At 60.6% G+C, this 880-nt stretch carries 1 protein-coding gene; it reads left to right on the plus strand.

What is annotated here, in order from left to right:
• Positions 1 to 61 precede the first annotated feature (61 nt).
• On the plus strand, positions 62 to 826 hold the full coding sequence (locus VVR41_RS10690) for an IS6-like element IS6100 family transposase (protein ID WP_001389365.1): 765 nt from the start codon (positions 62 to 64) through the stop codon (positions 824 to 826).
• Positions 827 to 880: the final 54 nt, after the last annotated feature.

An 880-nucleotide genomic window follows, 5' to 3' on the forward strand; every position in this document is an offset into this window, starting at 1 on the left:
GGCTCTGTTGCAAAAATCGTGAAGCTTGAGCATGCTTGGCGGAGATTGGACGGACGGAACGATGACGGATTTCAAGTGGCGCCATTTCCAGGGTGATGTGATCCTGTGGGCGGTGCGCTGGTATTGTCGCTATCCGATCAGCTATCGCGACCTTGAGGAAATGCTGGCGGAACGCGGCATTTCGGTCGACCATACGACGATCTATCGCTGGGTCCAGTGCTACGCCCCGGAGATGGAGAAGCGGCTGCGCTGGTTCTGGCGGCGTGGCTTTGATCCGAGCTGGCGCCTGGATGAAACCTACGTCAAGGTGCGGGGCAAGTGGACCTACCTGTACCGGGCAGTCGACAAGCGGGGCGACACGATCGATTTCTACCTGTCGCCGACCCGCAGCGCCAAGGCAGCGAAGCGGTTCCTGGGCAAGGCCCTGCGAGGCCTGAAGCACTGGGAAAAGCCTGCCACGCTCAATACCGACAAAGCGCCGAGCTATGGTGCAGCGATCACCGAATTGAAGCGCGAAGGAAAGCTGGACCGGGAGACGGCCCACCGGCAGGTGAAGTATCTCAATAACGTGATCGAGGCCGATCACGGAAAGCTCAAGATACTGATCAAGCCGGTGCGCGGTTTCAAATCGATCCCCACGGCCTATGCCACGATCAAGGGATTCGAAGTCATGCGAGCCCTGCGCAAAGGACAGGCTCGCCCCTGGTGCCTGCAGCCCGGCATCAGGGGCGAGGTGCGCCTTGTGGAGAGAGCTTTTGGCATTGGGCCCTCGGCGCTGACGGAGGCCATGGGCATGCTCAACCACCATTTCGCAGCAGCCGCCTGATCGGCGCAGAGCGACAGCCTACCTCTGACTGCCGCCAATCTTTGCAACAGAGCC

The sequence above is a fragment of the Corynebacterium sp. LK2510 genome, from assembly GCF_040946405.1.
GTDB lineage: Bacteria > Actinomycetota > Actinomycetes > Mycobacteriales > Mycobacteriaceae > Corynebacterium.

Bases quoted from the DNA above. Each gene is read 5' to 3' on its own strand.
- VVR41_RS10690 (WP_001389365.1), top strand. From the start codon at position 62: ATGACGGATTTCAAGTGGCGCCATTTCCAGGGTGATGTGATCCTGTGG.